We start from the raw sequence: 25,357 nt of genomic DNA, 5'->3' as shown, positions 1-25,357 counted from the left end.
TTTCTTCCGGCTCCTAGCCGGGCTGGTCTCTTACTTTGTTGGTGGCGGCCAGGAATCCGGAGGGGAATTACGGTGAGGTGTGAGCACTAGAGCTGTGTCTACCAGCTCAAGCTCGATCTTGTCCCCAGGCTCCAATCCCATCGCCTCAGTTAACTCAGTCGGAATATCTACGATCAGATCGCCGCTTCCATCATCTGCATCGCGACAGATAGCGGTTCTGAGGCTTTTGTTGGTCATGCTCGGTGTCGTTGGACAAAAAGTCGAGGATCACACGCTCGTCTTCGCTGCTATCTGGAAACTTATTTTTCATGAGTATCTCTCACGGTGATTCGTCGTCAGAACAGGCTGTAGGTAACCCTCCGTATCAGAGAAGCCCCCGCGCTCATTGACTGTCATCGGTTTCTTCACGCGCTATGTCTCGGGTTGCTTGAGGCGAGCTCTTAAACGTGAAGACCTGATTGCGTCGAGCCTTTACTCGCTCTGGCAAGGGCGTGAACTGGCCGGGGTGGTAAGGTGCGATTCCGATTTGCAGGCCGAACACCATCAAGATCGCGTTGAGCTGATCAACACTTAGTTCTGAGGTGCCGTTTTCGATGCCCTGCAAGGTAGAAAGAGGGATTTTGCATGCTCTGGCGAACACTTCTTGAGACCACTCGGTTACGTGCTCACGTAGGCAGGTAACAACCTCTTCGAGATGTACAAGCTGGCCGTCCTGGGTGGCTTGTATCAGCCGCTCGTAGTAATCACCTGCTTCAAAAACATCCATTAGTTTGGCCCTATATCAGTGGACACTTGAAACAGGTGTAACGTACTGGGGATGAAGCGAGATCAGCACATAGCGACTATTGAGCGTGAGGATCACAGGGAACTCACCGTCGCGCTCGATGCCGAGCACATGGGAGGTATGGATTCGGTGACCATTAGCAAATCGGCCGCTTTCATCATCTCTGTCATGCCCCCAAACGATGCCCAAGCTTATCTTGTCCACGAAATAGACGGACGTCAGATAGGCGGTTACTGGCTGACTAAATTCATGGCGGGCAGCTCTTTCTAGGCTAGTGGCATGTTGCCGCTGACCGAAAACTGACCCAGTAGAGGCTGTTCTGCCGACTGAAAACTGACCCAGGTGTTCAACTGCTTCTGCTCAATTTTTGAGCAGGAGAACACAGGGTGATCAGTATGGAAATGATGGGCAAAATTCGGCGGATGTATTTCCGCGACAAGCTGTCGCTGCATGAGATAGCCAAGCGCACCGGGCTGGCGCGCAACACGATTCGCAAGTGGGTCAGAGCACCTGAGGCCAAGCAGCCGGTGTACCAACGCCGCGCGATCTTTAACAAACTCAGCCCTTTTCACGCCACGCTAGAGCAGGCGCTAAAAGCCGATTCGCTGCGCCCCAAGCAACAGCGGCGCAGTGCCAAGGCGCTGTTGGCGCAAATCAAAGCCGATGGTTATGACGGTGGCTACAGCCAGCTCACCGCGTTTATCCGTGCCTGGCGAGGGGGACAGGGCAAGGCGTCGCAGGCCTTTGTGCCGCTGACCTTTGCTCTTGGCGAGGCGTTTCAGTTTGACTGGAGCGAGGAAGGCTTGCTGGTCGGCGGCATTTACCGGCGTATGCAGGTGGCACATCTGAAGCTGTGTGCCAGCCGTGCGTTCTGGCTTGTGGCGTATCCGAGCCAGGGCCATGAGATGTTATTTGACGCCCATACACGCTCGTTCGGCGCCTTGGGCGGCGTGCCGCGCCGGGGCATCTACGACAACATGAAGACCGCCGTCGACAAGGTCAATAAGGGCAAAGGCCGGGCGGTGAATGCACGCTTTGCGGTGATGTGCGCGCATTACCTGTTCGATCCGGACTTCTGCAACGTCGCCGCTGGTTGGGAAAAGGGCATCGTTGAAAAGAACGTGCAAGACAGCCGCAGGCGTATCTGGCTAGACGCCCAGGACTGTCAGTTTCACTCCTTCGAGGAACTCAATGCCTGGCTGGGCCAGCGCTGCCGCGCGCTTTGGAACGAGCTGACGCACCCTCAATACAGCGGGCTGAGTGTGGCCGAAGTGCTTGAGTTGGAGCGCGCTGAACTGATGCCTGTGCCAGCGCCATTCGACGGTTACGTCGAGCGGCCTGCGCGGGTCTCCAGCACCTGCCTGGTCAGCGTCGGGCGCAACCGCTACTCGGTGCCGTGTGAGTACGCGGGTAAGTGGGTCAGCAGCCGTTTGTATCCGACGCGAATCGAGGTGGTGGCTGACGACGCGCTGATCGCCAGCCATGTCCGCTTGCTGGATCGCGACCAGGTCAGCTATGACTGGCAGCACTACCTCCCGCTGATCGAACGCAAGCCCGGTGCGCTGCGCAACGGCGCGCCCTTTGCTGATCTGCCGGCGCCGCTGCGTCAACTTAAGCACGGTCTGGGGCGTCATGCCGGCGGTGACCGGATCATGGCGCAAGTTCTGGCTGCCGTACCGGTCGCCGGGCTCGATGCGGTGTTGGTGGCTGTTGAGCTGGTACTGGAAAGCGGCAGCCTGAGCGCCGAACACATCCTCAATGTCGTGGCGCGCCTGGCCGCGACCGAACCACCACCCAGCGTCGAAACCCACTTGTCGCTCAAGGAAGCCCCCGTCGCTAACACGGCGCGCTACGACCGCCTGCGTGGCCAGGCCGAGGAGGTCGGTCATGCGTGATTTGATGGCGGAACTCAAGGAGCTGCGCCTGCACGGCATGGCCACGGCCTGGGCGGAGTTAACTGCACAGGGTGAGTCGAACACAGCCTCGTCCAAGTGGCTGCTCGAACACCTGCTGGAACAAGAGCACACAGATCGCGCCATGCGCTCGGTGAGCCACCAGATGAACATGGCCAAGCTGCCGATGCACCGCGATCTGGCCAGCTTCGATTTCAACGCCTCTAGCGCCGACGCACGCCTGATCAGCGAGCTGGCCAGCCTGGCCTTTACCGACACCGCGCAGAACGTGGTGCTGATCGGTGGGCCAGGCACCGGTAAAACCCACCTAGCCACCGCGCTGGCCGTGTCCGGCATCACCCGGCATGGCAAGCGCGTGCGCTTCTACTCCACGGTCGATCTGGTCAATCTGCTGGAGCGCGAAAAACACGACGGCAAAGCCGGGCGGATCGCCCAGGCACTGCTGCGCATGGATCTGGTCATCCTCGACGAACTGGGTTATCTGCCGTTCAGCCAGGCTGGCGGTGCGTTGCTGTTTCACCTGCTGTCCAAGCTGTACGAACACACCAGCGTGGTGATCACCACCAACCTGAGCTTCGCCGAATGGTCGAGCGTGTTCGGCGACGCCAAGATGACCACCGCCCTGCTGGATCGGCTGACCCACCACTGCCACATCGTCGAAACCGGTAACGAGTCCTATCGCCTGCAACACAGTAGCTTGGCGGCCCAGGCCAAGATCAAATCACGGGAGCGAAAGCGTAAGGGCGGCCAGGAACCGGAGGACGATGAGTCGTTCTGATTTCATGGTGACGACGGCCTGCTGCATGGCTGCATGTGGCAGGTCTTCAACAGCTGAACTGGGACAGCGAGGGAGTGGGTTCAAAAGCAGCTGCGCTGGTAGACTTATCCACAGTTGCTGGTAACAAAATCAGCAATCCGCCCTGGGTCAAATTTCAATCGGCAGGGTGGGTCAATTTTCCATCAGCGCCAACACTAGTGGCATCGTTCTGCGAGAGAGGGATCGACGAACATACAGAGCTAAGATCGGGCGGTAGTTTTCTGGCCACAAGCGAACTCCTGGAGGCAAGGCTCATGTCAGAGTTATGACTGGCGTAATGGGCTCTTGAAATAGAGCGTCTTCCTGTCGTCGAGTGAAAGCAGCAACTTGGGCGGAAGTGGTGGGTCGGAAAATGTTTCGCCATCTTCGGCGTGAAAGATATTTACCGGCTCACCGGTTTTGGTGTGTGCCACTTCAAGCAGTGTTAGCGGAATCATTACCCACCGATTTTTGCCGGTGACGTGGGGCGGCAAAACAGCCTGCACGCACAGCACATCTATCTCTTCATCCGCTTGCGAAACCAGGTGCGCGAGGATGGCAACGTCGTTTGGGAAGACGGACTTCACTCGTGTCTTCCCGCTTTCTTGAAAGCTTACTGTGAGATGGAACCAGACTTGATTCAGGTCTCTTTCAACCAGGCGCCAGTGGCGATACCCGTCGCCGTGTTGACCGAGGAAATCTACCCCGACGCTTTCGTGTGTTTTGAACATGGAGGAACCCCAGTTACTTGCTCGTGAGATGGGCAGCAGCCCCATCAGCACGTTCTGGTTTGGCCTAGTGGAAAGACAGTTCTCTGCGTTAGGATCCTGTCAATTTCCTATAAATGTTTACGCTGCTTCTGCGCTCCCAAGGCGCGAAGCAAGGGCAAAGGCTTCGAGTGCGCGCGATGAAAATCCCAAGGTCTCACCTCCGTGAATCCCACTTTGATGACTATAAGCATTTGAGTGGGATAGCGCAAACGTTGCATATCGTCTCTTTTTGAGAGGCAGCCGTATGTCATTGCGCAAAGCCTTCGCAGCTGCGCTTCAGCAAGTAAGAGTCGGCCTGGGGCGATCCCAGCGCGAGGCCGCACAAACAATCGACCAATCGTATTTGAGCCGCCTCGAAACGGCGCAGCGCTCGGCTACGGTCGAATCAGCTGCAGAGATCAGCGACGCACTGGGCATCCAGCCGATGACTTTCCTCGCGTTAGTGTTTGCTGCCGACGAGAGGCGACCAGCACGGCAGGTACTACGGAATGCCCTTGCTGAGCTCGAGGAACTTGGGCTTGCGAATGCTTTGCTGCCCGCTGAACCAGAGCAAAGCGCTTCCACTATGGCGAGCAGAACACATAAAAGGTGGGAGGCGGTTCAGGCACAAAAAAGGGCAGGGGCAACGCAGAGTGAGACAGCCGCTTTGCTCGGCATTTCGACTTCTGCAGTCGGGCGTCTCTGGCATAAAACGTACGAGTAGATAGGCCATTCCACTGGATGATCGATAGGGTCAACCAGATCGAAATGGTAGGTCGCTGCTGTTGAAGGGGAGCTCGCTCATACGCTGTGTCCGCAGCGGCTAGCTCTCTCCGATTGGCGACAAGGAGCGTCATGGATCTCGATAATCTTCTTTCTCAGTCAGCAAAGCTTGAAGAACGCATAGGGTCACTGTTCACACTGCTGATGCCCGTCGACTCTGTTCGAGTAAGGGCTGTACTCACGATCACAAGCTTGGGGTTTGAGCACGCGCGAAGCCTGAAGTACCTGGTAGCCGCAAGGCTCTGCACATCCTCTGCAGCCCTGCTCCGTATTCAGTTCGAGTCGCTCGTTAGGGCAATTTGGGTATTTCACTGCGCCACGGATGCAGAAGCTGAGTTGATCATTTCGGAGCTGACCGAAGCATCAGCTAAGCGCGCGGATAAGATCCCAATGCTCAGCAGAATGCTCGAGGAGATTGAGCGGGATGCTCCCCATGTCCCGGTAGGGCAGTTGAAGGAATTCAAGCAATACTCCTGGCGCCCCTTGAGCTCATACGTCCACGGTGGAATTCACGCGGTAAATCGGCATGGCCGAGGGTTCCCGGTGGAGTTAGTGTGCATGCAGGTGAGGCACTCCAATGGGCTATTAGGGCTCGCAGGAAGTCTGCTTCAGGTAATTGCCGGAGTGCCGCCAGAACGGCAAATCATAGGGAAGTTGTTCGAGGAGTTTGGGCCGTGTTTCCCGCCGCTAGAACCGGCGAGCACGCCTCAAAAATAAAGCATTACAGAGGGCTTAAGCACGAAGGGCGCTGTACTCATCAATATCGCGATTAAGAAATAGGCGGCATGCTTCACCTATAGCCGTTACCGAGATTTAGGCTTTCCGTCATACCTGGATAGTTCTAGATCTCGTAACTCCATCAACTCATCACTACGGTGCATGAACTCGTCTGAAGTTATTTTTTTAAGCTTGAATTCGATATAAAGGGCATCTGATTTCTTCTGATAGAGCTGTAGGGTATTGGTCTTGTGTACGCTTTCAGCTGCATCACCTATGCTCCTGTCACCCTCGAACACCTTGGTCAGGTAGTCCCTTAGCGAATCGATGCTCTTATGGCCTGTCCACTCTCTGACTTTGCGCAGGAACTCCTTATCACTAATTAGTGCTGCCTCGAACTCATCCCTGCTTTCGAATTTGTGCCGCTCAACAAGTAATCTAAATAGGTTCGTTATGAAGGCGTGGCGGAACATGTGCGCGCATGCTTGTTCTTCAATGCCAGCAGCATCTCTAATCTCCGAAATTATTGAAGTGATAGTCTCGGGCGCTATCGGTTTTGCTGTTCTGTCGGATATAAACAGGATATCATTCTTGTTGTGCGGGTGGAGTTTGATGAGCTTTTGACGTTCCGCTAGATATTTTTTCACCTCATTTAAAGCAATTGCATTTACCGGTACTTCTCGGATGAACGCGTCACCGCGCTTAAGCGTTACAAGTTTCAGCATCGGATACTTCATCAGCTGAGCCTCTCTCAACGCCGAGGTCGTTAAAGACGCGATCTCAGCCCGCCGAGCGCCCGTATGTTGAAGAAGAGAGATTAGCGCGATATGCCTAGCCTTCAGGAAGTCGGATTTGTCACTGCTGCGAACGGCTTCCTCCATCTTATCAATATTGTGTTCGGGAATCGGGCTCCGTGTGTGTTCCCGAAATGGCAAAGGGAACGAGTTGTGTGACGCTGTTGTAATTACTTTGCGTCGGTTATTGAATGTGCGAACAGCATGCTCGGTGGTTATTTTGATCGTGCCGTTTGGTGAAACGAATCCAGGGTCGCCATTGAACTCGCCGACCCAAGTCAGAAACTTCAAGCATTCTCTACCAATGTTAATGGTGGTGGTGTCTTTTCTTTTGGGCTTGTCTGGTTTTCTAGGATCGACTTCTTCAATTAGACCAATAATGAAATCTTCAAAAAACTTGTCGTTTATATGATATGGGTCGACCTTATGATGCCAGCAATGTTTTATCAGTTGGCTAATATAGCTGGCGTACTGACCTATCGTGCCTCCTTTACTATCCTGTCTACGTCCATCAGCAGAAATTTGCTCATGCTTTTCGGCCAGTTGTAACAAGTAAAGGTTGGCGATGTGGCAAGGCTCTTTGTTTGGCCACTTGATATATGGGAATCTGAAGTAGGAGTGCTTGCGCGTCTTTCCGCCGGAGTATCTCTGGAATAGATCAACGTGGTCTAGCGTCTCCACGAGGTACTCTTTAGTCATTCTTCTTGCCTTTGGCTGCGATAGACACGACCGCTGCTTTCTGTATGGGCGGGATCTGGTACATTTCGGGGTTGAGACTGGTTATCGCACTTATACGTTTTAAGATTTCAGCCGCGCGCACCTTCCGAGTCGCTTCATCTTGTGCGCTCACGACGCCGTCTAACTTGCTTCGAACATCAGATAGTGTTTGAAGGAGTATCAAGTTAGAGCGTTTGTGTACATCAAGGCTCAGATTCGCTTCCGCCAGTTGCTCTAATATTGATTCTCTGGTTCTGTTGTTTTTCTTGGGCGGCTTCTGTTCTTCCTTATTTATCGCCAGTGCAGCACTTTTGCGAAGTCGATCTATTGCGGGAAAACCACCCGGTATTCTCTCCTCGCATCTTTTCTTAAATGTATTAATGCTTAGAGGGCGGATGCGTAGTGGCTCTCCTTCTAGATCGATTTCCAGTTCGAGTTTTGCCAGAGAGCCTTGGCTAATAAGTGAGTCTCTTATAATGGGTTCGTCTAGGTACTTAGATGGGGTGTCAATTATTGCTAGAAGCAAAGTTCTCGTGCTTTCAATTGATGCGGTTTGAATGGTCTTGCCTTCATCCCATTTCATCTTGTTTCCTCACAACTACAAGTATGTCTACTCGTAAGCCTGCATCGCTTTCTAGAAAAACTGGCTTTATGGTCATCTGGCCGGCTTCCACGAGGAAGTCAAAGTACCCGGCGAGCGCTTCAGCATCCATCACGGACACGTTACGTGTGCCGAACTGACTCTCAATCAGATCAATCACGTCAGCATAGTGTGTGGCGCCACCAGAGGCCATACGCTCGCTGAGAGCTTGCGACAGGGTGTTCTGAAGCTCTTTCCCAGGCAGTTCCTCGGTTATGTAGTTCCAGATGTGTGCTGGATCAGTGTGTCCGAACATCCACTGCAGAATGCCTGTGTCTGCTCCGTATCCACAATGAAGGAAAACTAGGGCAAAGAACCGCCTCAGCTGATGTTGACGGATGTAGTAGCGGCGCCCAAGACTGTCACGATCGACCTCGAAGTAATCACAAAAGAGGTCAATGTTCTTGTAGTAGAGGTAAACGTCGCAAGGAATCAAATTGCTCGTGCCGATGATGCCCGGGGAGGAAAACAGGGGAAGGTGCTTATCGATGAAGCCGATGTCGATCAGCTCTTGCTGGAAGTCAATCAAGGTCTGAACCATCTCAGCCGCAAGCGGATCTATGGGGCGAGAGTTTCGTCCCCTACGTCCTTTCTGCCCGCGACTGGACTTGGCGATGGGGGCGATCAGCCAGCGTTTATCTTCGCTAAGGCAATTGGTAGGGTCGAGGCCTCGCAGCTCGCAACCGCGCTTCGCCATCGTTGATCCGACCACCAGTTCAATAGATGCGAAGTAAACCGCGATTAGCTCCAGTAACCCTGCGTTCCGCCGCAACTTGGTAAAGTACGCCTCCTTCGTCTCCTTTCGTTCGCTTCCATGTTCCCTACCAACAGAGCGAGCTGAAATACCTAGGTACTGCACGCCAAGCTTGGCGATGGAAGATTCTAGTAGCGAGATTATGGTTTTGTCCGGGATGCTTGTGATATTGATATCGTGCTTCACGGAATAATTAGCGATGTTTATATAGCTCCTGAGAAGCTGCGGGCCATATTCGAAGTAGAACTCAGTTGCGTCCTTAATTGCCTTGAAAACGATTGGTGTAGGTACGTTTTTGAAACGTCCCGTTCTTGGCCCCTTTACTTTGTAGGTGGCAAATTTAGTTAGATCTGATTTGCTAGGGAGTTTGAGGTCTAGCGCGGAGATCTTCTGCAGAAAGGTGAAGGCGGTGCGGTACAAGGTCAAATCCCGTTTAGTCATTCGGTCTGGGTTGCCAGTAGTGACCGGCGTTCCGTCGAACTCGCGAATGAAACGATCCCTGCGCTTAATAAATCCTAGTATTCTGTGGCGGGGCTTGAGCCGTGTTTTTCCCGCCAAGGTGTCTTTGTATAAATGACCGCTGATCCGTACTGAATTGATGTTAAGTCCGCCATCCGGGACGGTATGGTACATTTTGTTTATATACAAAGCAGCACGTACGCGGGGAATTAGTGTAAGGGGGATTTCAAGTCTGTTCTCTTCGAGTTGAAGCGGAGTGATGTCAGAAATCGAGGGTGTCTCCTCCAAGCACCCATCAATATCTGCAGGATTGGTTTCCTGAAGAAGAGACATGCAGTAATCCTTGAGGCGCTTGTCCCAGTTGTAGGTGCTCACCGCCACGGTGCTGCTAGTGCCGATTTGCTCGAGAATGTCACACATCACGTCATAGGTAAGTGCGCTCAGACCATACTCAATCAACTCTAGGGCTTCAGCTATCTGGAGGATATGGTCGATGATGGTGAGTGTGCGTCGAAAAGATGCTGCTTGGGAGTTCCAGCTATTTGTAAAACCAGGCCCGGCTACGCTTTGAGTTGACGCGATCAGCCAGCATTGTAACGAGTTGAGCAGTTTGATGTGCTGCGGATCAGTTAGTAAGGAGCCATCGTAAAGATGAACGCGCCAGTCCAAGTCTTGGGCTTTCTTGAACCCAAAGCTGTACTTCCATACCGGCTCCATGAAACTTGAGACAAGCCAAGGAGCGGACATGAAGTCTGTTATATCGCGCTTTTTGAACAAGCTGGCAAACTGGGCGAGGTGTTCAGGATACTGCATGTACCATTCTCTCATAGTCGCCAGGGTTACATTCCCTCGTGGCGGTTTCGAGGTGCGCGTGCAGTAGTTTGTCCCGACTCTGGAGAATGTATTTCTCGACTGTATCGCAGACAGCAGCCCAGTACCTCGCGAGCCCTCGAACTGCGTGTGGTGTCTTACTGTTGTTTATGGCCATCCTGATGGACATAAGCGCAGTCATGCTTTCTGCGGATACAGAGACGCCTATCTCTGCAACCTCGCCATTAGTCAGAAGATTTTCTTCTCTTGTTTTGAGGTTCTCCGGAACTTCTTTGAGCGTAAAGCGGGTCAAGAATTGATGCAGCTGTTCGAAGTCGTCAAATTTGGATGCGCGGAGAAGGTACTCGCTGTCCTTCAAGGCTTCGCAGATAATTCCCTTCTGGAAGATACGTACATACCGGGTCGCGAAAAAGTCGTAAATGGCGCTTGGCAAATAGGAATCCAGCAAGTCGCGATTCATGAATGCGTGACCAAGCTTTCTGGCAAGTCTGGGCAGGCTATGGTTTTGAATATAATCCGCGACTGCTGACTGCGCGCGAACCCTGCTAATCGATAGCTTCTTTATGAAGTCGATTAAGTCATCGCCCCTTTTGGATGTATAAGGAGACAATCGCGCGATGAACGATTCTCGAGTGGATGTGCTTTTTTCTACACTGGTCTGATTCAGAAGGTTCGTGTCTGCAATTCTAGGATAGTTGAAGCTGTTTCCGCATGTCAGGAATAGCTTTTGCCAATTTGAATCGCCTTGTTGTTTTAGAGGTTGGCGAAGTGGCTCTGTAATTTCTTCAACCATGCGAATGAGTGCTGCTGCCCTTGGGTGGAGCAATATTTTTTGTTCGGAGGTTTTGCTTCCGCGTCGATCTTTAAATCCAATAAGCTCATAACCATTATCGGTTTTCAAGAATGAAACTCTACGGGTTCCGTCCCAGATCGCCAGGTTAGTCAAGAATGCAGCGGTGATTTCCGGGTGATATAAGGTTAGTAAGAGTTGGAAGGGGATTAGGCTGTAGGTTGTAGGTAAGCCCAGCTTCAGTGCGAGAGCTGGAAGCTTTAAGCCGAAGCGGCGGCGTGCATCATTTGTTATGTACATACCTTCTTCTTCAAAGGTACGGCAAATATTTGCGAAACCAAGTTTTTCGAAGTCGAGCCGATTTTTGGGGTTGCGAGCAACCTGTTCGAGAAGCTTTCCAGTCCGAGCCTCTCTGACTCGATTTTTCTGCGCTTTTCGAATGGCCATCGCCTCTGCTAATCCCCATTTTTTGACGCAGGAAAGATCATTGAGGATTTCTCCGTATAGAAGCTCAATTGCTTCAATATCGGTCACGTGAAGCGGGACTTCAGTTAAAAGTTTATCTTTGATCTCAATGCCGTGCTTGTTCTTCCTAATGTTTAAAGCGGCGCCTGGCTTGATTCCTCCTTTAGGCATGACTATTGTGTCTTCATCCGCGCGCCATATGCCTGTCTTTAGAAAACACCTGATAATCATATTTCGTACGTTCCTGAAGGTGCGTGCGTTAAGGTCTGCATCTTCATTAATTTCCCAGGCTTTTTCCTGGTAATGCCAGAAAAAGGCTTCAAAAAACTCCTCCATCATTTCATGTGATTGGAAGGCTGATGGAGGAAAGCGAAAGCTTTGCGAACTTATGAAGGTGGCGAGAAAGTTGAAAGCTCTGCTATCGATTTTTGCGCGCTTTAAACAGTCGCGCCTAACTGCCTCATGGAAGGCTCTTGTGAATTCGGGCCCGTGTGAGTAGTACATCTCGACAAGCTTTAAATAGACAGGTTTTCCATTTTTGGCCTTAACCTTCCATCCACTCCAGAATTCGACGGCTTCTAGGTCAAGCTTATGTTTGCTATCGCGCCACACTTGGTCGTAGTGAGATTGACTATGACGATCATGCGTTATTGCTTGCAGGCCGGGAACTGCATCCACAAGGCCTGAAACCATATGAGCTAAAGCAATTGACCGCCCCCGAATTACCTCAGGTTTCAGAGCAGCCAGGTCACCTGTATGCAGGCTCCCAAAGAAACTCGAAACCAGCCAATTGAGTTTTTCCGTATCTAGGTTTTGGAGAGACAGCCGCTCGCCTAGGCAGTGGCAATGGCAGTCAAAAAGCTGGAGAGCACCCTTTGTTTGGGCTTGGTTGGCGTTTGGTGCCATCAGCAGCTTGAGTGCGAGCTCGTCATCAATGGCCTGCAGCGGATAGTGGGATATGTACGCTCTACTCTTGATGATTGTCACGGTTATACAGGCCTTTTAACGATCATTTTGCCCCCCAGCCTAGGTCAATGATCAGAAAATGACAAGATGACAAATCAGCAAACTCTCCGAAAGAAGTCTCGATGCCGATCTGGCCTTGGCGTTGACGCTCAACGGCCGCGCCATGTTCCGCGAGGCGGACAGTGGCGAGGCGCCGCTCAAGGTGCTGTTGATGTCCGCCACCCTTGAAGGCGAGCGCCTGTCGGCGTTGCTGGGTGATGCGCCGGTGCTGCGCAGTGAGGGCCGCATGTTCCCGGTGGATATCCACTGGAGCGCGCCATTTCAGCCCGGCGAGTGGATCGAGCCTCGTGTGCTGCAGACGGTGCAGCAGGCACTGGCCGACGAGCCGGGCAGCCTGCTGGTGTTCCTGCCGGGCCAGGCCGAGATTCGCCGCATGGCCGAGCAACTGGGTGAGGCGCTGAACGGTCGCGACGATATCCTGCTTTGCCCACTGCATGGTGAGCTGGAACTGTCCGCCCAGCGCGCCGCCATCGAGCCAGCCCCGGCAGGCAAGCGCAAGGTGGTGTTGGCGACGAACATCGCCGAGACCAGCCTGACCATCGACGGCGTGCGCGTGGTAGTGGATGCCGGCCTGGCACGGGTGCCGCGCTTCGACCCGGCCAGCGGCATGACGCGCCTTGATACCCAGCGCATCTCCCGAGCCTCCGCTACTCAGCGCGCCGGTCGCGCCGGGCGTCTTGAGCCGGGCGCTTGCTATCGGCTGTGGTCACAGGCGCAGCACGAGCAGCTCAGCGCCTATTCCAGTGCGGAAATCCTCCAGGCCGATCTGGCCGGTCTGGCCCTGCAACTGCTGCGCTGGGGCGTGACGCCGCAGGAGCTGAGTTGGCTCGACGTACCACCGCCCGCCGCCTACGCCCAGGCGCTGGATCTGCTCGGTCGCCTCGGTGCACTGGATGAGCGCGGCGCGCTGAACGCCCATGGCCAGGCCATGGCCGAGCTGCCCAGCCATCCGCGCATTGCCCATCTGCTGCTGCGCGGTCAGGCGCTGGGCCTTGGTGCACTGGCTTGCGACCTGGCGGCGTTGTTGTCCGAGCGCGATATCCTGCGCGGCGGTGGCGCTGATCTGCACAGCCGCTTAACCCTGCTATCTGGTGAAAGTCGCACCGCGCGCAGTGCCCAGGGTGGTGTGCAGCGCGCGCGGCAACTGGCGAAACAGTTTCACGGAATGATCAAGAATCGCCCGGTGACTCAGGCGGTGAGTGACCCCGAGCACCTACGCTGGCTCGGCTGCCTGCTGGCTTTCGCCTACCCGGATCGCATCGCCCAGCAGCGCCGTGCCGGTGGCGCCGATTACCGCCTGGCCAATGGTCGTGCGGCGCAGTTCGGTGAGGCCGATGCGCTGATGAAGCACGAATGGCTGGTGGTCGCTGACCTGGGCAGTCGTCAGGGCCAGCGCGAGGAACGCATCTACCTGGCTGCCGATCTCGACCCGGCGCTGTTCGTCGGGGAGTTGGCCGAGCAGGTGCAGACGCTGGAGGTGCTCGACTGGGATGAGCGCGAGGGCGTGCTGCGCGCCGAGCGCCAGCGCAAGGTCGGCGAACTGGTGCTGGAACGCCAGGCGCTGGCGGCGCTGGATGAGGCCGCGCGCGGCCGGGCATTGGTCGGCCTGGTGCGGCGCAAGGGGCTGGAGTTACTGCCCTGGACGCCCGAGTTGCGCCAGTGGCAGGCGCGCGTGGCGCTGTTGCGTGAACTGGACATTCAGCAGCAGGGGCAAAGCGAATGGCCGGACTTGTCGGATGCCGCGCTGCTGGCCAGCCTCGATCAGTGGTTGGCGCCATTCTTGAGCAAGGTCAATCGCCTCAGCCATTTCGCAGGCCTCGATCTGCCTTCGATCCTGCAGGCGCTGTTGCCCTGGCCGTTGCCGCAACGCCTCGACGAACTGGCACCGCGCGCGCTGAGCGTGCCGTCCGGCTCGCGCATCGCCATCGACTACACGGAAAATCCGCCGGTGCTCGCCGTGCGCCTGCAGGAGCTGTTCGGCCTGGCCGCGACGCCGCGTATCGCCGGTGGTCGCTTGGGCCTCAAGCTGCATCTGCTGTCGCCGGCGCGTAGACCAGTGCAGGTGACCCAGGACCTGGCCAGCTTCTGGGCCAATACCTACATTGATGTGAAGAAGGATTTGAAAGGTCGGTATCCGGGTCACTACTGGCCGGACGATCCCTTGATTGCCGAGCCCACTGCGCGGGCCAAGCCAAGAAAATGAGAAGCCGATGCTGACGCTGAACATCGGGCCTTTGGCCCTTGGTGTATCCCATGTGCTGCTGTTGGGCAGTCTGCTGCTGGCCACACTAGTTGGCTGGTTGATCGGTCGTCGCCACGGCTGCAACCCGGAAAGTCAGTTGTTTCGCATGCTGATGCTGGGGTTGTTGGTGGCGCGCCTGACCTTCGTGCTGATGTATGCCGGTTACTACCGCGATGAGCCGTGGCGCGTGGTAGACATCCGTGATGGAGGCTTCATCGCCTGGCCGGGTGTGCTCGCCGGGCTGATGCTGGGCGCCTGGTATCTCTGGCATCGGGCACAACTGCGGCGACCGTTGGGGGTGGCGATGAGTGTTGGCCTGGCACTATGGCTGGGCGGCAGCCTGGTGCTGCAGGCGCTGGAGCAGGGTACGCGGCTGCCCGATCTGCAGGGGCGGGATATGCAGGGTAATCCTGTGAATCTGCGCGACTACGCGGGTCAGCCGTTGGTGGTCAATCTATGGGCTACCTGGTGCCCACCGTGTCGGCGTGAGATGCCGGTGTTGATGCAGGCGCAGCAGCGTGAGGCGGCAATCACCTTTCTTTTCGTCAATCAGGGAGAAAGCGCTGCGCTGGTGAGCGAGTTCATCGCTGCGCAGCAACTTAGCCTGGGCAATTTGCTGCTCGACGAACAGGTCAAGCTGGGGCTACTGGTGGGCTCGCGTGCACTGCCCACCACGCTGTTCTACGACGCCGAGGGGCGGCAGATTGGCAGCCATCTCGGCGAGCTGTCGCACGCGAGTCTCGAACGAGCGCTGGCCAGGCTGCGAGGCGATTGAAGGGTCAGTACAGCCACAGGTTCTCGCCTGACTCCTGCAAGCGCTGGTAAACCTTGTCCAGGTCGTCGCGCAGGCGCTCGGCACCTGGTGCATGTCGAGAGTAGATCAGCCTCAGCGGCAGGCGTTGCACTTCGACGAAGGGTAATTCGTCCATGCCCAGCGTGCGCATCGCCTGCTCGACGGGGGCGCGGTAGTCCAGCAGGTAATCGGCGCGCCGCCGCTGGAGCATTTCCAGAGCCGAGGTATGGCTGCGGGTGCGGTGATGGATGATGTTGCGCGCCGGATCTTCCAGCCATTGATTGACGTCCTGCCAGTAGCTGTAGCCAGTGATCATGATCACCCCACGGCCCTGTAGCTCGTCCGGAATGATGGGCGCCGGCGTGTCGAGGCGAAAGTACAGGTTGAGGGTGATTTCCCCCAGCAGGTGTCGGCTCTCCAGAGTGTGGCCGGCCAGCTCGGGCTTGCCGGATGCGCCGGCCCAGAGCTGGATGCTGCCGTCGAGCAGGCCACCGTAGAGGCGGGCGCCGGGGTAGGAGCGAAAGTCCGCCTGGTATCCCGCCTCGTCGAGCAGGCGGGCGGTCAGCTCCAGGCCCGAGCCACTGGGCTGTCCTTGTGCGTCGGTATAGGAATAGGGTGGAAACTCGTAGTAACCGACGTGAACGCGTTGCCTGGTTTCGGCAGCATGGGCGGCGTGTAACCAAAGCAGGGCGATGAATATAAGGCAGAAGCGTCTTGGCATCCGGGTATCGCGGCTCTTCGCCGTCTTTTCGTTGTTATCGAGTGGCGCTCGCCGAGCATGGACAAGTCTCGGTGGACTTGTCCAGCCCTGCCCCGGTTATTCCTCGCTGGGTAGAAAGAAGCGACCTATGACCGGCAGGTGGTCGGAGATGGCCAAGGTATCGCGTTGGCGAACCTGGCTGGCGAGTGGGGTCAGGCGTGGGCTGTAGAACAGGTAATCGAGGGTGCGGTCCGGGCCGCTGGCGGCCGGATCATTGGGGTAATGGGTGTACCACCTGGCCTGGTCGTCACCACTGGCCTGCTGCAGACTGGGGATCATCGGGTAGCGACGGGCCAGGTCTTGCAGTTCGCTGTCGGCGGCGTACCAGCTACGTTGATCCTCCGGAAGATGCTGAAACTGACCGGGTGGCAGCAGGTTGAGATCGCCGCCCAGCACCCAGGTTTTGTCGCTGTTTTGCAATTGCTGGAGCAGACCGTCGGTCATCTCTACCTGGCGCTGCATGGTGTCCGCGCCCTGAGCGAAGGCATCGAAATGGGTGTTGATCGCTACCAACTCTTCACCACCACGAATCGGCAGGTAGCTGACCAGCAGCGCGCGCTTGAGTTGAAACTGACGGCTCAGCAGATCCGTTTCGAGCATGGGCAATTGCAGGCGCTCGGCGCGGGCGATCTGGAAGCGGCTGAGGGTGCCGAGCTTCATGCCAACGCTGCCCAGGATGTGCGGGTGCGGGACGAAGCCGGCCTTCCAGTAGAACGCCTGAGTACTGCAGGGGTAGAGATCGCCCAGGCGCGCCTGCAGCAGGGCCAACTGGTCCTGGTAGTCGCTGGCCCTGGCGTTGTCATGCAGCTCCTGCAGCAGCACCACGTCCGGCTTTTCGTCGCGCAGGATGCGCACCACTTCATCCAGCGTCAGGGCCAGGTCTTCGCTGCTCGGGCGTTCGTCCGGGCCATCGCCGCTGGGCAGGTCGTACCAGAACACGTAGCGTTTGCCGGCCAGGTATTGCACGTTCCAGGTCATCACCTTGAGCGCTTGGCCAGGTTGCAGTTGTGCGACCTGGCCGCTACACGACACGGCCGCCTCTTCATGGGGTTGCGGGCGCCAGGTCAGGGCGTAGACCAACGCGAGCAGCACGGCGAGCGAGGGCAGCGCGATGAGCAGGAGCAGGCGGAGCGGACGATGCAGAGACATGATGAAACGGGCGACTATGCTGGAAGGAGGCGAGAATACCCGAGTGCGTCGGATCGGCCCAGGCATGCGCAGTGCTAAGCGGTTCCCGCTCCGTTTCGCCCGCCAGGGACAGTGGCCAGGGGCTGCAGTACCATGCTGAAAGGTTCGACAGGCCGTGCCGTCGGCCGTCATGCGGGATGCTGACCGGCAGCGTCGCCAACACTGGGCTTTGGGGAGCCGTGCATGTATCGCAAGGTATTTGCCAACAAGGTATTCGACCGCAAGGTGGTGCTGATCACCGGTGGCTGCGCCGGTATTGGCCGGGCGTTGGCCATGCGCCTGGCACAGGCGGGCGCGCGCCTGGTGATTCTCGACCTCAATCAGGCGGCGCTGGACAGTCTGGTGCAGCACCTGGCCGATCACCACAACGCCGAAGCGCTCGGTCTGCTCTGTGACGTCGCCGATGCTGGGGCCGTGCAGCGCGCCGTGGCGCTGGCGGTCGATCATTTCGGTGGGATCGACGTGCTGGTCAACAACGCCGGCATCACCCACCGCAGCACGTTCGCCGAGACCAGCCTGGAGGTCTTCCAGCGGGTCATGGCGGTCAACTATTTCGGTGCGCTGCACTGTACCCAGGCGGCGCTGCCGAGCTTGATCGCCCGCAGCGGCCAGGTCATCGTGCTCAGCTCGCTGTCGGGCATCGCGCCGTTGCTCTATCGCAGTGCCTACAACGCCAGCAAGCATGCGCTGCATGGCATGTTCGAGACGCTGCGCTACGAACTCAAAGGTTCGGGAGTCAATGTGATGCTGGTGTGCCCCGGTTTCACCGCTACCGATCTGCGCAAGAACGCCTTGGTTGGCGACGGCTCGGTGGCCGCACAGGCACCGCTGGCGATGGGTAAGGTCGCCTCGCCGCAGGATGTAGCGGAGGCCATCTACCAGGGGGCGCTAAAGCGCCGACGTCTGTTGGTGCTGTCGAATGTCGATTGGCGCGCGCGGGTGCTGGCGCGCTTCTTCCCGAGGCTCTTCGAGCGCGTGCTGTTGCCACGCTTGTCCGGCTTGCGGCCGCAGGGTTCGGGGCGCCACTGATGCGCCTCTGGCTGCTCGTGCAGTTGATGCTGGCGCCGCTGTACCGCGCCGGCGCAGCCGAGCCCTTGCGGGTGATAACCGACCTTTGGCCACCCTTTCGCATGGAAGACGAGAATGGCCAGTTGCAGGGGCTGTATATCGATCTGCTCGCTGAGTTGTCACGACGTACCGGCCTGCACTTCGAGGTGCAGCGGGCGCCCTGGGCGCGAGGCCTGGCGGCGCTGGAATAGGGCTCTGCGGACCTGATGACCGGCCTGGCCAGGACGCCCGAGCGGCAGCGCTGCATTCGCTATCTGGACGTGCCTTACTACGCCTGCTCCCCGCGTTTCTACGCCAGCCCGGCATTGGCTGAACGACTACGCCTCGTTGTGCGGCCTGCGCATCGGCTACGTGCCGGAGTCGGTGTACTTCCAGCCATTCGACGACGACAGGTCGCTGGACAAGGTCGGTGTCAGCAGTGAACAGCAATTGCTGGATATGCTGGTGCGCGGTCGTATCGATGTTCTGGTCGGCACCGATTGCCAGGTCGACTACGCCTTGCTGGCTCCGGAGCTGGCCGCTGCGCTCGATGAGTTGCTGCGCGCAGGCTGGGTCGACAACGCCGGGCTGCGATACCAGCCCGCGGTGGCCAGGCCGACCTCAGCCGTGCTCGTGTTGCGCCGCACCCGCCAGCATGAGTTCCACGTCCCAGAAGGCAGCCTCGATCTTGTGGCCGTCGAGATCTCTGACGAAACACCCGTAGTAGGGCTCGCCATAATCCGGGCGCGGCCCTGGCTGGCCTTCGTCCTGGCCTCCGGCCGCCAGCGCTGCCTCGTGAAAGGCATGCACCGAGGCCTTGTCCGGGGCGACGAAGCCGAAGTGGCTGCCGTTGCCGAGTGTCGCCGGCTGACCGTTGATCGGCGTCTGTACCCAGAATTCCGGGTACTCGCGGCCAAAGGCCACCGCTCCGGGATGGCGCATGATTTCCCGGCAACCGAGGGTGGCCAGGACCTTGGCGTAGAAGGCGCTGGCGGCGTCGAAATCGTTGGTGCCGATGGATACGTGAGAGAGGATGCTGGGGTTGGTTTCGCTCATGGCGCGCTCCGGGCCGGGGAAAACAGCAAGCCTAGTCACTGTTCTCGCCATTTGCCGCCTGCTGTAGCTCCAGCAGCATGAACAGGCGGAACAGCACGACGATGGCGAACAGTTGCAGGAAGCCGTTGCCGGCCTGATGCAGCACCCACAGCAGGGTGTCGCTCTGGCTTGGCTGCGTCCACCAGTCGAGCAGCCACAGCGGTACCAGTACGTTGGCCAGGCAGGAGAATACCGGCCAGAAGCGCCCTTCGGTCATCGTGAAGCTGGCCTGCAGCGCGCGCAGCGGTGGCTCCTGGCGCAGCACCAGGATCAGTTCGGAGAAGGCCAGGCGCATCATGATCCAGATGCCCGGTACGATGAACAGCGACAGCCCGAGCATGATTGCCAGCGTGCTCAGCCCCGCCATCAGGGCGAAGGTCGGCCACAGCTGCAGGCCCGCCGCGAACAGCTGCGCATTGCCGGGCGTCTGACCGATGCTGCGTGCATGCAGGAAGAGAATCAGCGGCGCGGCATACAGCGGGTAGAAGAGAATGCCGAGCAAGATGCCATAGGCCGGGTTGGCGCCTTCGCCGAGCTGGGCGGCGAGCAGCGTCTGGGCGATGGCTTCTAGCAGCAACAGTGGCAGGGTCAGGCGGGCAATGGCCGCCAGGTTGTGGCTGGAGAAAAACCAGGCGTCACGCAGGACGGACAGAGGCTTCATCGGCAGGTCACCAAGTATGGGGGCGTGGGCGCTGTGGCCGTTCGCCGGGGCAGTCGAATGGGTTCAAGAGTACTCCAGCTGCGCGTTGGGCTGCGCCTTGAGCAGACGCGGCAGTTCGCCGCCGGGCACTTCCAGGGTCAGTTCGGGCGGGCCGGGCGAATACAGCAGAAAGTCGCAGGTCAGCACCGCGCGATCGATCAGCAGGGTGATGCTGGCGTCATGACCGAACGGGCAGGCGCACATCGGCACGCAGCCGGTTTGCTCGATCAGTTCCTCGTCGCTGGCGATGCGCGGGCGACTGCCGAGCAGCGTCTTGAGCCCGGCCCAGTCGGCGCGGGCGCCTTCGAGGGTGATCAGCATGGCGTAGCGCCGTGCACCGCTGCGCAGGAACAGGCTCTTGCTCTCCACTCCGCGCAGGCCGAAACGCTGGCGCACGGCATGGGCGGTGGGGTAATCCAGCACCGGCTCATGCTCGACCAGGCGGTGGCTGATTCCCAGGCGCTGGAGCAGGTCGAGGTTACGCTGGCGCAGCTGTTGTAGAGACGTCATGGCTCCAAGGATAGGGGCTGCGCCGCGCCCGGGCCAGCCCTGGGCGCGCCTGCCGCCCGGCTCTGGCATACTGGCGCCTTCGTCGCCCCCGAGGACTCCAGGTGAAGAAGATCGCCGTATTCGCCGATGTGCAGAACCTCTATTACACGGTGCGCCAGGTGCATGGCTGCCATTTCGACTACAGCGTGCTGTGGGCCGAGGTCAGCCGCCGTGGGGTGATCGTCGAGGCCTACGCCTATGCCATCGACCGGGGTGACGCCAAGCAGCAGCAGTTTCAGCAGATCCTGCGCAAGCTGGGTTTCACCGTGAAGCTCAAACCCTATATCCAGCGTGCCGACGGCTCGGCCAAGGGCGACTGGGACGTGGGCATCACCATCGACGTGCTCGACGCCATCGAGCGCGTCGACGAGATCGTGCTGGCCTCCGGTGACGGCGATTTCGACCTGCTGCTCGAACGCGTGCGCAGCCGTGGCGTCGAAGCCATCGCCTTCGGCGCGCCGGGGCTGACGGCGCAGTCGCTGATCCGCGCCGCCAGCCTGTACGTGCCCATCGAGGGCGAACTGTTACTACGCAATAACTGAGGTTTTACGTGGAATCCATCGCCGTCATCGACTTCGAAACCACTGGCGTGTCGCCGAGCCAGGCGCGCGCCACCGAAATCGGCGTGGCGATCATCGAGGACGGGCGCATCGTCGACCGCTATCAGAGCCTGATGAACAGTGGCGCCTGGGTGCCGCCGTTCATCGAGCAGCTCACCGGCATCAGCAACGCCATGCTGCGCAAGGCGCCGCCGTCTGATCAGGTGATGAACGAGGTGGCCGACTTCATCGGCGAGCGGCCGCTGCTGGCGCACAATGCCTCTTTCGACCAGAAGTTCTGGGACGCCGAACTGGCTCGGGTGCGCCGTCGTCGTGCGCAGCCCTTCGCCTGCTCGCTGCTGCTGTCGCGGCGCCTGCTACCGGAGGCGCCCAGCCACAAACTGGGCAACCTCAACGCCTGGGCCGGCTTGCCTGACACCGGTCGTGCTCACCGTGCGCTGGCCGATGCCGAGATGGCCGCGAACCTGACGCTGCACCTGTTCGGTCTGCTGCGTGAGCGCCATGGCCGGCAGCAGGCCGATCATGCCTTTCTCTGCCAGTTGCAGAACCTCTCTGCCGCTCAGGTGCGGGCGTTGCTGGCCACTGCCAGCTGAGTTTGCCTCGTATCTGTAGGAGCGGCTGGGCGGCATTCCGCTTCAGCCGCGAAGTGCTGTGGAATTGTGTGGGCAAATCTTCAGCAACGAGCATCGCTATCGCGGCTAAAGCCCCTCCCACGGTTTGGCAGCTTGCCGGGCAATTTCGCGGCTGAAGCCGCTCCTACGGCAGGTGTGAACGGGTAAACTACGCGCCAGTTCTTCTACTTCCTGCGGTTACCCTCCATGACCTTCGCTTCCCTCGGTTTGATCGAGCCGCTGCTGCGCACCCTTACTGACCTTGACTACCAGACGCCGACCCCGGTGCAGAGCCAGGCCATTCCCGCTGTGCTCAAGGGCCGCGACCTGATGGCTGCCGCGCAGACCGGCACCGGCAAGACCGCCGGTTTTGCCCTGCCGGTGCTACAACGCCTGACTCTGGAAGGCCCGCAGGTCACCAGCAACAGCGTGCGTGCGCTGGTGCTGACGCCGACCCGCGAACTGGCCGAGCAGGTGCTGCAGAGCTTTCTGACCTATGGCCAGCATCTGCCGTTGAGCAGCTATGCGGTGTATGGCGGGGTCAGCATCAACCCGCAGATGATGAAGCTGCGCAAGGGTGTCGACGTGCTGGTGGCCACGCCAGGTCGGCTGCTCGACCTGTATCGACAGAACGCCGTGAAGTTCTCCCAGCTGCAGACCCTGGTGCTGGATGAAGCCGACCGCATGCTCGACCTGGGTTTTGCCCGCGAGCTGGATGAGCTGTTCAGCGCGCTGCCGAAAAAGCGCCAGACCCTGCTGTTCTCCGCCACCTTCTCCGATGCCATTCGGCAGATGGCTGGCGAGTTGCTGCGTGACCCGCTATCGGTGGAAGTGAGCCCGCGCAACGCCGCCGCCAAGACCGTCAAGCAGTGGCTGATCCCGGTGGACAAGAAGCGCAAGAGCGAGCTGTTCCTACACCTGCTGCAGGCCAAGCGTTGGGGCCAGGTGCTGGTGTTCGCCAAGACCCGCAAGGGCGTCGACCAGCTGGAGCAGGAGCTGTTGGCCATGGGCGTGGCCGCCGACTCGATCCACGGCGACAAGCCGCAGCCGAGTCGCCTGCGTGCACTGGAACGCTTCAAGGCTGGCGAGGTGCAGATACTGGTGGCCACCGATGTGGCCGCGCGTGGCCTGGATATTGATGACCTGCCGCTGGTGGTCAACCTCGACCTGCCGATTAACGCCGAGGACTACGTGCACCGCATCGGCCGAACCGGCCGCGCCGGTAGCACGGGCGAGGCGATCTCCCTGGTCTGCGCCGACGAGGTGGATCAACTGGCGGCGATCGAGAACCTGACCCAGCAGTTGATCAAGCGTGTCGACGAGCCGGACTTCATTCCCGATCACCGTGTTCCGCAGACAGCAGTGGGTGGCCAGGTCCTGAAAAAACCGAAGAAGCCCAAGCAGAAACTGATCCCCGGTGCTGCCAAACCGGCGGGCAAGGGCAATATCCACCTCGGCCGCTGGTTCGAGGATGAGGACGCCAAGCCCAAAGCCAAGGCGGTGCGCAGGGTGCCGAGCTTCGGCAGCAAGCCCAAGGGTGGCAAGAAGTAAGGGGAGCTTGTTGGAGAAGCTCGCGGCTAAAGCGCAATGCCGCCCAGCCGCTCCCACAGGTGCATGTCTTTCGAAGTGGGAGGGGATTTAGCCGCGACAGGGCATAGTGCGTAGGGCGGACAACGCGAAGCTTGTCCGCCAGTGATGTTCAGATGTTCTGCGCGATTCGCCACAGCACGCCGCTGGGGTCGAACACGATGAACTCGCGCATACCCCAGGGCTGATCCTGTGGCGCGATCAGTCGTGTACCAAAACGTTCCTCCAGGCGTGCTGCCTGAATCTGCTGCCACCAGGCATCGACGTCTTCCACCAAAAGGTGCATGACGAAGTTCTCTGCTTGCTCCTTCACGTAGAAGTTCTGCAGCAGGAACGCACAGTGGTCGCCGTGGCTGAAGTAGGTCAGCTGTTCGTCGCCCCAACCACGCTTGAAACCCATCGCCTGGTAGAAGTCCTGGCTCAGGCTGAAGTCCCGTGCCGGGACGAAGGTTTTCAGTTCAACGCTGCGCAGCATGTAAATCCCTTTTTCGTCAGAACCGTAGCGCGGATGCAATCCGGGCTACGGATCATTGAGTCGTTCGTGCGGCCACGGCAGCCGCCGTCATGTCATAGATCACCAGGCACACATGCTCCACCGGCTGGCCCGCCAGCGGCAACAGGGTGACGTTCTGATACATGAAGTCGGCCTGGCCGGTAATCGGTTGGTAACTCTTGAAGCGCATCAGGTACGGACGTTGCTGCCACAGGCTGAAGGCGCGGGTGCCCAGTTGCACCACGTTTTCCACCTTGCGCTCCAGCCAGGGCCGGTCGATGTCGGGGAACAGCTCGAACAGCGAGCGGCCCTGCACCTGGTCCGGGCCAAGCCCGGAGTGGTTTTCCATGAAGGCGTTCCACACCTCGACGCGGTACTGGCGGTCGAGCACCACCACGCCAACGTCGATGCATTGCACGATGTCGAGTAGCCAGTGGACTTCCTTGATATCGATCTGCGCGGGCATCGTCTCACTCCATCAGGTAGCCGATCTTGGCGGTCAGGCGCTTGATCGAGTCTTCGGTGAACAACAGCAGCAGGTCGAAATGGATGGCGTGGCCCTCCAGGCTGTAGCTGATCTCAACGGCCAGGGTCTTGCGCCAACGTTGACGGTTGACCTGGATGATCTGGTCGAGGCTGGCGTGCTGGCCGAGCAGTTGCGGGTGGCCCTGGGAGAAACGCAGGTCGAGCTGCTCGGCGATACCGGCGAGGCAGGCGCCGATCAGGATGCTGGCCAAATCCAGGAGCATCTCCGAGGTTTGCGCTTCGTTCTTCGGCTGCCAGCCGAGCAGGCGCGCCATGTCCTCCACTTCCGAATCATGGAACAGCAGCAGGGCTTCGCCGGCGATGGCCTCGCCGATGAAACCCTGGCAGATGGCGCTGAAACGTTCGCCGCGCTGGGCATCGAGCAGGGTCATGTGCAGTTCGCTGACTTCGAAGATGTTCACCTGCGGCACCGGCAACTGCACGAATACACCCAGCACCTTGGCCAGCAGTGCGGCGGCGCGGCCCATGGCAACGTTGCTGACTTCGCGCAGGGCATCGCGGAAGCTGACTTTCAGGTCCGACAATGCCACCGCCTGGGCCTGCGCCGCTGGCGTGCCCTGCGGGTTGAACAGGCCCAGTTTGATCAGCGTCTGGCGCAGAATCTCGGGGTCGGCGGGTTTCTTGATGAAGGCCCGGGCGCCAAGTTCACGCACACGGCGCACGGCTTCTTCCTGAACGTCGCCGGAGACCACGATGACCTGGCTGCTGAGCCCTTCGGCGCGCAAAGCGGCCAGGGTCTGGTAACCGTCGAGCACCGGCATGGTCAGGTCGAGCAGCATGACCTGACCCTGTCCCTGGCGGATCAATGCCAGTGCTTCCTCGCCGTTGGTGGCCTGGCTGAGGGTGACCGGCCATTCAGCCGGCAGCGCGCGGATCAATTGCTTGCGCGCCATATTGGAGTCGTCGCAGACCAGCAGAGGGATCACGGCAGCAAATTACCTGTGTGAGAGGCGCTGAGATTGAGCATA

26 protein-coding genes and 1 pseudogene are annotated in these 25,357 nt (G+C 58.7%); 12 read left to right on the top strand and 15 right to left on the bottom strand.

What is annotated here, in order from left to right:
* Window positions 1-30 precede the first annotated feature (30 nt).
* Both AAEQ75_RS21905 and AAEQ75_RS04170 read right to left on the bottom strand, forming a co-directional pair.
* On the bottom strand, window positions 31-141 hold the full coding sequence (locus tag AAEQ75_RS21905) for a hypothetical protein (protein WP_430523454.1): 111 nt from the start codon (window positions 139-141) through the stop codon (window positions 31-33).
* Between the two features lie 241 nt (window positions 142-382).
* Entirely contained in the window at window positions 383-766 is a 384-nt protein-coding gene (locus tag AAEQ75_RS04170; RefSeq protein ID WP_343350956.1) for a helix-turn-helix domain-containing protein, read from the bottom strand.
* Between the two features lie 51 nt (window positions 767-817).
* Here AAEQ75_RS04170 and AAEQ75_RS04165 point away from each other — a divergent pair, with 51 nt between their 5' ends.
* From AAEQ75_RS04165 to istB, 3 genes are all read left to right on the top strand, one after another.
* Window positions 818-1,054, top strand: a complete 237-nt coding sequence (locus AAEQ75_RS04165) for a hypothetical protein (protein WP_343350955.1) — start codon at window positions 818-820, stop codon at window positions 1,052-1,054.
* 125 nt (window positions 1,055-1,179) lie between these two features.
* Window positions 1,180-2,679, top strand: a complete 1,500-nt coding sequence (gene istA, locus AAEQ75_RS04160) for an IS21-like element ISPst3 family transposase (RefSeq protein ID WP_153605164.1) — start codon at window positions 1,180-1,182, stop codon at window positions 2,677-2,679.
* The gene (istB, locus tag AAEQ75_RS04155) at window positions 2,672-3,475 is read left to right on the top strand and encodes an IS21-like element ISPst3 family helper ATPase IstB (RefSeq protein WP_013983804.1); all 804 of its coding nucleotides are present in this window, start codon (window positions 2,672-2,674) and stop codon (window positions 3,473-3,475) included. The genes istA and istB overlap by 8 nt, the downstream gene beginning before the upstream one ends.
* 302 nt (window positions 3,476-3,777) lie before the next feature.
* Here the strand turns inward: istB and AAEQ75_RS04150 are convergent, their stop codons facing one another.
* Entirely contained in the window at window positions 3,778-4,224 is a 447-nt protein-coding gene (locus tag AAEQ75_RS04150; RefSeq protein WP_343350954.1) for a hypothetical protein, read from the bottom strand.
* Window positions 4,225-4,507: 283 nt separating this feature from the next.
* On the opposite strand from AAEQ75_RS04150, the gene AAEQ75_RS21900 reads away from it, so the two are divergent.
* The gene (locus AAEQ75_RS21900) at window positions 4,508-4,966 is read left to right on the top strand and encodes a helix-turn-helix domain-containing protein (RefSeq protein ID WP_430523444.1); all 459 of its coding nucleotides are present in this window, start codon (window positions 4,508-4,510) and stop codon (window positions 4,964-4,966) included.
* A 131-nt stretch (window positions 4,967-5,097) separates the two neighbouring features.
* Window positions 5,098-5,742 carry a DUF6988 family protein gene (locus tag AAEQ75_RS04145; RefSeq protein WP_343350953.1) on the top strand — a complete coding sequence of 215 codons (645 nt, stop codon included), beginning with the start codon at window positions 5,098-5,100 and terminating at the stop codon, window positions 5,740-5,742.
* Window positions 5,743-5,828: 86 nt separating this feature from the next.
* Here AAEQ75_RS04145 and AAEQ75_RS04140 read toward each other — a convergent pair whose 3' ends face one another.
* Genes AAEQ75_RS04140 through AAEQ75_RS04125 form a run of 4 tightly spaced genes read right to left on the bottom strand, consistent with a single transcriptional unit; the run spans window position 5,829 to window position 12,179 of the window.
* Complete coding sequence (locus tag AAEQ75_RS04140) at window positions 5,829-7,235, bottom strand: tyrosine-type recombinase/integrase (RefSeq protein WP_343350952.1); 1,407 nt, start codon at window positions 7,233-7,235, stop codon at window positions 5,829-5,831.
* The gene (locus AAEQ75_RS04135) at window positions 7,228-7,836 is read right to left on the bottom strand and encodes a hypothetical protein (RefSeq protein WP_343350951.1); all 609 of its coding nucleotides are present in this window, start codon (window positions 7,834-7,836) and stop codon (window positions 7,228-7,230) included. Before AAEQ75_RS04135 ends, AAEQ75_RS04140 begins: the two co-directional genes overlap by 8 nt.
* Window positions 7,823-9,919 (bottom strand): hypothetical protein, encoded by a 2,097-nt coding sequence (locus AAEQ75_RS04130; protein WP_343350950.1) that lies wholly within the window; start codon window positions 9,917-9,919, stop codon window positions 7,823-7,825. The genes AAEQ75_RS04135 and AAEQ75_RS04130 overlap by 14 nt, the downstream gene beginning before the upstream one ends.
* Window positions 9,906-12,179 carry a hypothetical protein gene (locus AAEQ75_RS04125; RefSeq protein WP_343350949.1) on the bottom strand — a complete coding sequence of 758 codons (2,274 nt, stop codon included), beginning with the start codon at window positions 12,177-12,179 and terminating at the stop codon, window positions 9,906-9,908. The genes AAEQ75_RS04130 and AAEQ75_RS04125 overlap by 14 nt, the downstream gene beginning before the upstream one ends.
* Before the next feature lie 88 nt (window positions 12,180-12,267).
* Here AAEQ75_RS04125 and hrpB point away from each other — a divergent pair.
* Together hrpB and AAEQ75_RS04115 are read left to right on the top strand one after the other, a co-directional pair.
* Window positions 12,268-14,421 (top strand): annotated as a pseudogene (gene hrpB / locus AAEQ75_RS04120) (ATP-dependent helicase HrpB); the annotation flags it as partial.
* 7 nt (window positions 14,422-14,428) lie between these two features.
* Window positions 14,429-15,235 (top strand): TlpA disulfide reductase family protein, encoded by an 807-nt coding sequence (locus AAEQ75_RS04115; RefSeq protein ID WP_343350948.1) that lies wholly within the window; start codon window positions 14,429-14,431, stop codon window positions 15,233-15,235.
* Between the two features lie 4 nt (window positions 15,236-15,239).
* Here AAEQ75_RS04115 and AAEQ75_RS04110 read toward each other — a convergent pair whose 3' ends face one another.
* Together AAEQ75_RS04110 and AAEQ75_RS04105 are read right to left on the bottom strand one after the other, a co-directional pair.
* Window positions 15,240-15,974: a substrate-binding periplasmic protein gene (locus AAEQ75_RS04110; protein ID WP_106733522.1), complete on the bottom strand. Its 735-nt coding sequence runs from the start codon at window positions 15,972-15,974 to the stop codon at window positions 15,240-15,242.
* Between the two features lie 96 nt (window positions 15,975-16,070).
* Window positions 16,071-17,162, bottom strand: coding sequence for an endonuclease/exonuclease/phosphatase family protein (locus AAEQ75_RS04105; RefSeq protein WP_343350947.1), 1,092 nt, complete (start codon window positions 17,160-17,162; stop codon window positions 16,071-16,073).
* 222 nt (window positions 17,163-17,384) lie between these two features.
* Here AAEQ75_RS04105 and AAEQ75_RS04100 point away from each other — a divergent pair, with 222 nt between their 5' ends.
* On the top strand, window positions 17,385-18,230 hold the full coding sequence (locus tag AAEQ75_RS04100; protein ID WP_143504707.1) for an SDR family oxidoreductase: 846 nt from the start codon (window positions 17,385-17,387) through the stop codon (window positions 18,228-18,230).
* Window positions 18,230-18,460 (top strand): substrate-binding periplasmic protein, encoded by a 231-nt coding sequence (locus tag AAEQ75_RS04095; protein ID WP_273255642.1) that lies wholly within the window; start codon window positions 18,230-18,232, stop codon window positions 18,458-18,460. The genes AAEQ75_RS04100 and AAEQ75_RS04095 overlap by 1 nt, the downstream gene beginning before the upstream one ends.
* A 409-nt stretch (window positions 18,461-18,869) precedes the next feature.
* On the opposite strand, the gene AAEQ75_RS04090 is transcribed toward AAEQ75_RS04095, so the two are convergent.
* The 3 genes from AAEQ75_RS04090 to AAEQ75_RS04080 all read right to left on the bottom strand — a co-directional run bounded on the left by AAEQ75_RS04090 (window position 18,870) and on the right by AAEQ75_RS04080 (window position 20,553).
* Window positions 18,870-19,304 carry a VOC family protein gene (locus AAEQ75_RS04090; protein ID WP_273255640.1) on the bottom strand — a complete coding sequence of 145 codons (435 nt, stop codon included), beginning with the start codon at window positions 19,302-19,304 and terminating at the stop codon, window positions 18,870-18,872.
* A gap of 31 nt (window positions 19,305-19,335) precedes the next feature.
* Entirely contained in the window at window positions 19,336-20,004 is a 669-nt protein-coding gene (locus AAEQ75_RS04085) for a hypothetical protein (RefSeq protein WP_343350946.1), read from the bottom strand.
* Between the two features lie 63 nt (window positions 20,005-20,067).
* Window positions 20,068-20,553, bottom strand: a complete 486-nt coding sequence (locus AAEQ75_RS04080; protein WP_343350945.1) for a YbaK/EbsC family protein — start codon at window positions 20,551-20,553, stop codon at window positions 20,068-20,070.
* Between the two features lie 101 nt (window positions 20,554-20,654).
* Between AAEQ75_RS04080 and AAEQ75_RS04075 the strand changes: the two genes are divergently transcribed.
* The 3 genes from AAEQ75_RS04075 to AAEQ75_RS04065 all read left to right on the top strand — a co-directional run bounded on the left by AAEQ75_RS04075 (window position 20,655) and on the right by AAEQ75_RS04065 (window position 23,314).
* The gene (locus tag AAEQ75_RS04075; protein ID WP_099526217.1) at window positions 20,655-21,134 is read left to right on the top strand and encodes an NYN domain-containing protein; all 480 of its coding nucleotides are present in this window, start codon (window positions 20,655-20,657) and stop codon (window positions 21,132-21,134) included.
* An 8-nt stretch (window positions 21,135-21,142) separates the two neighbouring features.
* Complete coding sequence (locus AAEQ75_RS04070; protein ID WP_343350944.1) at window positions 21,143-21,745, top strand: 3'-5' exonuclease; 603 nt, start codon at window positions 21,143-21,145, stop codon at window positions 21,743-21,745.
* A gap of 225 nt (window positions 21,746-21,970) precedes the next feature.
* The gene (locus AAEQ75_RS04065; protein WP_343350943.1) at window positions 21,971-23,314 is read left to right on the top strand and encodes a DEAD/DEAH box helicase; all 1,344 of its coding nucleotides are present in this window, start codon (window positions 21,971-21,973) and stop codon (window positions 23,312-23,314) included.
* A gap of 148 nt (window positions 23,315-23,462) precedes the next feature.
* Here AAEQ75_RS04065 and AAEQ75_RS04060 read toward each other — a convergent pair whose 3' ends face one another.
* Genes AAEQ75_RS04060 through AAEQ75_RS04050 form a run of 3 tightly spaced genes read right to left on the bottom strand, consistent with a single transcriptional unit; the run spans window position 23,463 to window position 25,315 of the window.
* Window positions 23,463-23,825, bottom strand: coding sequence for a VOC family protein (locus AAEQ75_RS04060; RefSeq protein WP_125834514.1), 363 nt, complete (start codon window positions 23,823-23,825; stop codon window positions 23,463-23,465).
* A 52-nt stretch (window positions 23,826-23,877) separates the two neighbouring features.
* Complete coding sequence (locus AAEQ75_RS04055; RefSeq protein ID WP_343350942.1) at window positions 23,878-24,309, bottom strand: PAS domain-containing protein; 432 nt, start codon at window positions 24,307-24,309, stop codon at window positions 23,878-23,880.
* 4 nt (window positions 24,310-24,313) lie between these two features.
* Complete coding sequence (locus AAEQ75_RS04050) at window positions 24,314-25,315, bottom strand: response regulator (RefSeq protein ID WP_343350941.1); 1,002 nt, start codon at window positions 25,313-25,315, stop codon at window positions 24,314-24,316.
* Between the last annotated feature and the right edge of the window lie 42 nt (window positions 25,316-25,357).

The sequence above is a fragment of the Pseudomonas sediminis genome, assembly GCF_039555755.1.
GTDB classification, from domain to species: domain Bacteria; phylum Pseudomonadota; class Gammaproteobacteria; order Pseudomonadales; family Pseudomonadaceae; genus Aquipseudomonas; species Aquipseudomonas mendocina_D.
The sequence above is the reverse complement of the archived record's forward strand: the minus strand, read 5'-3'. Positions and strand labels throughout refer to the sequence as shown.